This is a genomic window from Kitasatospora sp. NPDC036934, from assembly GCF_055608425.1.
In genome coordinates, this window is record NZ_JBVJQR010000068.1 from 1 (window position 1) to 5172 (window position 5172).

6 protein-coding genes are annotated in these 5172 nt (G+C 73.9%); 4 read left to right on the forward strand and 2 right to left on the reverse strand.

The genetic code is table 11. The features are described from left to right. Both ACZ7BZ_RS38170 and ACZ7BZ_RS38175 read left to right on the forward strand, forming a co-directional pair. A partial coding sequence (locus ACZ7BZ_RS38170) for an acyl-CoA dehydrogenase family protein (RefSeq protein WP_189278101.1) occupies nucleotides 1-79 on the forward strand: 79 nt, incomplete at its 5' end. 145 nt (nucleotides 80-224) lie between these two features. After that, nucleotides 225-911: a TetR family transcriptional regulator gene (locus ACZ7BZ_RS38175; protein ID WP_380464160.1), complete on the forward strand. Its 687-nt coding sequence runs from the start codon at nucleotides 225-227 to the stop codon at nucleotides 909-911. Nucleotides 912-1082: 171 nt separating this feature from the next. Here ACZ7BZ_RS38175 and ACZ7BZ_RS38180 read toward each other — a convergent pair whose 3' ends face one another. Beyond that, a complete protein-coding gene (locus ACZ7BZ_RS38180) occupies nucleotides 1083-2204 on the reverse strand; it encodes an acyl-CoA dehydrogenase family protein (protein WP_470362399.1) in 1122 nt (373 codons plus the stop codon). Continuing rightward, complete coding sequence (locus ACZ7BZ_RS38185) at nucleotides 2201-3241, reverse strand: ScbA/BarX family gamma-butyrolactone biosynthesis protein (protein ID WP_470362400.1); 1041 nt, start codon at nucleotides 3239-3241, stop codon at nucleotides 2201-2203. Before ACZ7BZ_RS38185 ends, ACZ7BZ_RS38180 begins: the two co-directional genes overlap by 4 nt. A 237-nt stretch (nucleotides 3242-3478) precedes the next feature. Between ACZ7BZ_RS38185 and ACZ7BZ_RS38190 the strand changes: the two genes are divergently transcribed. Both ACZ7BZ_RS38190 and ACZ7BZ_RS38195 read left to right on the forward strand, forming a co-directional pair. Next, the gene (locus ACZ7BZ_RS38190; protein ID WP_380464035.1) at nucleotides 3479-4108 is read left to right on the forward strand and encodes a ScbR family autoregulator-binding transcription factor; all 630 of its coding nucleotides are present in this window, start codon (nucleotides 3479-3481) and stop codon (nucleotides 4106-4108) included. Nucleotides 4109-4132: 24 nt separating this feature from the next. Then, nucleotides 4133-4867: an HAD family hydrolase gene (locus ACZ7BZ_RS38195; protein WP_470362401.1), complete on the forward strand. Its 735-nt coding sequence runs from the start codon at nucleotides 4133-4135 to the stop codon at nucleotides 4865-4867. The last annotated feature ends 305 nt before the right edge of the window (nucleotides 4868-5172 follow it).

The following is a 5172-nucleotide window of genomic DNA, read 5'->3' on the forward strand; positions in this document are numbered from 1 at the left end:
GCGGGACGCGAAGATCACCCAGATCTACGAGGGCACCAACCAGGTCCAGCGCATCGTGATGGCCCGCAACCTGCCGTAACGACCGCCCGACCGGCACCGACGGCCGGCCCGGTCCGCCGACCGGCCGTCAGGGGCCGCCCCGCGGCGCCGATGCTAAGTTCCGGAGAATGAGCGAGAAGGAAGAGCAGGACCAGCCCATGAACGACGGGCCCTCGAAGCCGGCGATGCGTGAGGCGCTGGTGGCCGCGGCTTTCGAGCTCTTCCTGGAGCGCGGCTTCGAGCAGACGACGATCGACGACATCGTCTCGCTCGCCGGCGTCGGCCGGCGCTCCTTCTTCCGCTACTTCCCGGCGAAGGAGGACGTGGTCTTCCCCGACCACGAGCGCAGCCTCGCCGAGATGACGGAGTTCCTGGAGTCCGGCACCGGCGAGGAGGACCCGGTCAAGCACGCCTGCGACGCCGCCCGCCTGGTCCTGCGGATGTACGCAGAGCAGCCCTCCTTCTCCGTCCAGCGCTACCGCCTCACCCGCAAGGTCCCCGGACTGCGCGCGTACGAGTTGTCGGTGGTCTGGCGCTACGAGCACACCCTCGCCGCCTACCTGCGTGCCCGCTTCGCCGACCGCCCGGACGGCCCGCTGCGCGCCACCGTGATCGCCGCCGCCGTGGTCGCCGCGCACAACCACGCCCTGCGCACCTGGCTGCGCTCGGGCGGCGAGAGCGACTGGGTGGCCGAGGTGGACGCGGCGATGGCCTTCGTGACCTCCAGCTGGAGCGATCGCCCCGCCGAGCCCGCCCCGGACGGCGAGGGCGGGTCCGACGACGTGGTGGTGCTGGTCGCCAGCCGCCGGGCCCCGCTGTGGCGGATGGTCCAGGGCATCGAGAGCGCCATCGGCGAGTCCCGCCGGGTCTGACCGCAGCCCGTGCCCGTGCGACCGGGGCCGGTGCCGCAGTTGCCCAGTGACCGGTGACGGCCCGCGCCGGCCCCCGGCGCACCGGAACCCGCTCGAACGCCGGGGCCGGCCACCCTTCGAAGGGTGGCCGGCCCCGGCGCGTGGACGTCGGTGCGGCGTGCGGCATGTGGTTCAGCCCCGGGGGCGGAGCACCACGGCGGCGTAGTCGGCGGCGGCTGCCTCCGCGCCGAGCACACCGTGCGCGGCCGCGGTGGTCACGTCCCGCCAGTACCGCTGGAAGGCGGAGTCCGCGCGCAGCGCCTGCGACCCCGCGGCGTGGAAGAGCCGGTCGACCGCGGCGGCGCACCAGGCCGCCGCCAGCGCGGCGTCCCGCCGGTTCTCCGCCACCAGCAGCGGCGTCACCTCGGCCCGGTCGGCCCGCTCCGCGGCCCGCTCCAGAACCAGCCGGGCCGCCGTGACCTGCGCCGATCCCTCGGCGAGCGCCAGCTCTGCCGCCGCCCGCCGGCCGGGGGAGAGCGTGCCCAGCCGCGACGCGACGGCGGGTCGCCAGGCGTCCAGCGCCCCCTCGGCCGCGCCGAGCACCGGGGCCGCGAACATCAGCGCGCCGGCCAGGTGGATCGGGACCCGGTGGCACCGGGCCGCGTCCCCGCCGAGCGGCCGCTGGAGGTCCTCCAGGGTGCAGGACAGCCGGTCGGGGACGAAGGCCTCGGCCACCTCCACCGCGTTGCTGCCCGTCCCGCGCACGCCCAGGCTGCGCCAGGTGTCCAGGACGCTCCAGTCCGCCCGGGGGAGGGCGAAGATCCGGTGCTCGGGCCGGTCCGGGGGGCCGGTCCAGGAGGCCAGTAGCAGCCAGTCCGCGTGGTCCACTCCGCTGGCGGTCTCCCATCGGCCCCGGATCCGCCAGCCGTCCCGTTCCCGGACCGCCTCGCCCTGCGGCGGCATGATCGAGGCGGCGATCACCGCGTCCGGCGAGTGGGCCCACAGCTCCTTCCGGCCCTCCTCCGGCAGGTAGGAAGCGAGGCGGCCGTGCGCCGCGAACAGCGTGGCGCACCAGGAGGTGGAAGGGCAGGTGCGCGCCACCGCCGCCGAGGCGGCCAGCAGTTCGGCGAAGCCGCCCGCCGCGCCGCCGTACTCGCGGGGGACGAAGTGCCGGGGGAACCCGGCGGCCACCACGGCGGCCACCGTTTCCGCGCCGAGCCGGCGCCGCTCCTCCACCGCGGACAGGTCGCGTAGGGCCGCGTCCACCACCTGCTCGACGGCCGGACCGGAGAGGCTCGCACCGTCTCTGCTCACGACGCCTCCTGACGGGCTGCCGACTTCTGTCGCGGGTCGCGGTAGGCGAGCCGGGCGCTGGCGAGGACGATGCCGTGCTGGGCGGCGGTGACCTCGGCCGTGCGCGGTCCGGCTCGCCACCCCGGCCCGGGCGTCACGGTGATCGCCACCGGTGCGTCCGGTTCGGCGAAGGCGGTGAAGACCGAGCGCACGGCGGCGGGGTGCAGCGGGGCGCCCAGGGCGCGGCCGGCCTGCCGGAAGGCCTCCAGCAGGGCCATGCCGGCGATGTGGTCGGACGGGTGGTCGTGGAGCACCGGGTGGTCGGGGTCGTCGTCGAACCAGAACTGGCCGGGGGCGCCCCGTTCGTCCCGGGCCAGCAGGACGTGCCGGCCCTCCGGGTAGCCGACCTCCCGCTGGCCGAGCCGTTGCAGCCCGCCGGCGGGCGCCGCGGGCGGTAATGCCGCGCCGGCCGCCGGGGCCTCCTTGGCGCGGACGTCGCGGTGGCGGATCAGTTGGTAGAAGTTCGGGTGCAGGACCTCCCAGCGGACGTCGGCCAGGCCGATCCGGACGCCCTCGACGGAGATCGCCGCCTGGAGCGCGAAACCGGCCCGGCGCGGCGTGGTCAGCCGCCGGGTGCAGACGACGTCCAGGACGACCCGGGCCGGACGGTCCGGCCGGACCGTGACCGTGTCGCCGGTCAGATCGAGGTCGAGCCGGTCGAGGACGAAGGGGTGCCCCTGGGGCACGCCGTGGAAGCGGTGCGAGAGGTGTATCAGGGTCTGCCGGACGGTCTCGGCCAGCAGCAGCGGATCCGGCGCGCGGCCGTCCCCGCCGTCGTGGAGGAATCCGTGCAGGAAGCGGTCCCGGTGCCACAGGGCACCGACGGTGAAATGGCCGTCGTCGTCGCGGACGGCATCGGTGAGCAGGACCTCCGTCGGGGAGGTCTTGTGGACGGCGCCGGCCGGAAGGCGGTGCCGGAACGAGAGTCCGCGGCCGGGCGCGAGCAGTGCTGCCTGGTCGGACGACGGGTACCTTGGCGATGCGGTGAAGATGGACATGCGAGTGCGTCTCCCCGTTGGTGTGCCGTTCCCTAAGGTGGTGCCACCCCATCTGCGGGCGAGGGTCATGTCGGGTGACCGTTGATCCCGGCCCGAAAATATACCTGGGCGAAGGTATAAAGCTAGAAGCGCTGGGGCGCGAGAGAGGATTGGCGAACTGTGAGTCAGAACAAGGGTGTTGCTGTGGAACCGCTATGGCCTGCTCCGACGATCCGGCCTGCGGGCGCGGCCGGTCCGATGCTCCGTCAGGAACGGGCGGAGCGGACGCGGGAACAGATCCTGCACTGCGCCGCGCGGATCTTCGCCGAGCGCGGCTACCAGCAGACCAGCATCAAGGACGTGGCGGACGAGGTCGCGATGACCAAGGGCGCCGTGTACTTCCACTTCCCCAACAAGCAGGCCCTTGCCGTCGCGGTGGTCGACGAGTTGTACTCACGCTGGCCGGTGACGCTGGAGGCGGTGCGCGGGAAGGGCCTGTCGCCGCTGGACACCGTGATCGAGATGTTCAACGCGGCCACCGCCGCGTTCCTGGAGGACCCGATCATGCAGGCCGGCACCCGGCTGCAGAACGAGCGCGACGCCGTCGACGTCGAACTGCCGCTGCCCTACGTCGACTGGACCAACCTGATCTCGACGCTGATGCACGAGGCCCATGGCCAGGGGCAGTTGGCCCGTCACGTCGACCCGGACGTGGCCGCCCGGGTCGCCGTCGCGGCCTTCTTCGGCGCCCAGCACATCTCCGACAACCTGCACGGCCGCGCCGACTTCGCCGAACGCTGGCGCGAGGTGCGCGACACCCTCTTCCCCGCGCTGCGCGCCCTCCCGGGGTCCGCGGCCGACCCCGACCGCCACGTCACCCCGAGGTGACCCCGGCCCCCGAGGAGCCCCGCCATGCCCCTGTCCGACCGGCTGACCCCGTCCGACCGGCTGACCCCGTCCGACCGGCTGGCCTTCAGTGACGTCGATGAGACGCTGATCAACTGCAAGAGCATGTTCGACTTCCTCGACTTCTACCTCGGCGGTCGGTACGGGCCGTCGGGTGCCGAGCGGGCCGCCCGGGTGCGGGCGGAGCTGAGCACGCTGGTGGTGGGCGGGGCGTCGCGTGAGCAGGCGAACCGGGCCTACTACCGGGTGTGGGCCGGGGTGTCCGAGGAGTCGGTCGTCGCGGCCGGCCGGGAGTGGTTCGCCCTTCGCTCCCGGAGCGCCGGCTTCTATCTCGCCGCCACCCGCGAGGCTCTGACGCGGCACCGGGCGGCGGGTGATCCGGTGGTGCTGGTCTCCGGCTCCTTCCCGGCACTGGTCGAGCCCGTCGCGCGGGACATCGGCGCGGCCCACGTGGTGTGCAGCCGGCCGGCGGTGCGCGGGGGAGTCCTCACCGGCGAGCTGGTCGGCGAGCCGGTGATCGGCGAGGAGAAGCGCCGGGCCGTGCGCGCCCTGCTCCGGGCGTACCCGCGCGTCGACCCGGCGGACTGCTACGGCTACGGCGACCACGTGTCCGACCTGCCGATGCTGACCGCGGTGGGCCACCCGGTGGTGGTCGGCGACCGCGGACTGGCCGACCGGATCCCCGGGGCCCGGCTGTTGCCCGCGGGCGGGGCGCTGTTCGCCGGTGCCGCGGACCACTGACCCCCGACTTCGCACTTCCTCTCCGTGTCGACCCCGCTGCGGTACGTTACGGCCCGATTAAAATACCTTCCCAAAGGTATGTGGATCTCCTAGCATCGCTGCGATGCATGCCCCCTTCGGTCCGTGTCGCTTGTCGGAGGACTCGTCGTGAAGCCTGAGAGCGCAGCCGTCCGTGCCCAGGAGCGCCCGGTGTCCCGGTTGTCCGGGGAGTGGGTGCCGGTGTTGTCGGAGGTGGTGGTGGTGCCGGTGGCGGCGCTGCTGCCGGGGGACTCCCCGCGGGAGGGGGGAGAGGATCCGGAGCATGT

What these genes read in the sequence shown, in the direction of transcription:
- ACZ7BZ_RS38175 (WP_380464160.1), top strand. Translation starts at nt 225, where the DNA reads ATGCGTGAGGCGCTGGTGGCCGCGGCTTTCGAGCTCTTCCTGGAGCGC.
- ACZ7BZ_RS38185 (WP_470362400.1), bottom strand. Translation starts at nt 3,241, where the DNA reads ATGTCCATCTTCACCGCATCGCCAAGGTACCCGTCGTCCGACCAGGCA.
- ACZ7BZ_RS38190 (WP_380464035.1), top strand. Translation starts at nt 3,479, where the DNA reads ATGCTCCGTCAGGAACGGGCGGAGCGGACGCGGGAACAGATCCTGCAC.
- ACZ7BZ_RS38195 (WP_470362401.1), top strand. Translation starts at nt 4,133, where the DNA reads ATGCCCCTGTCCGACCGGCTGACCCCGTCCGACCGGCTGACCCCGTCC.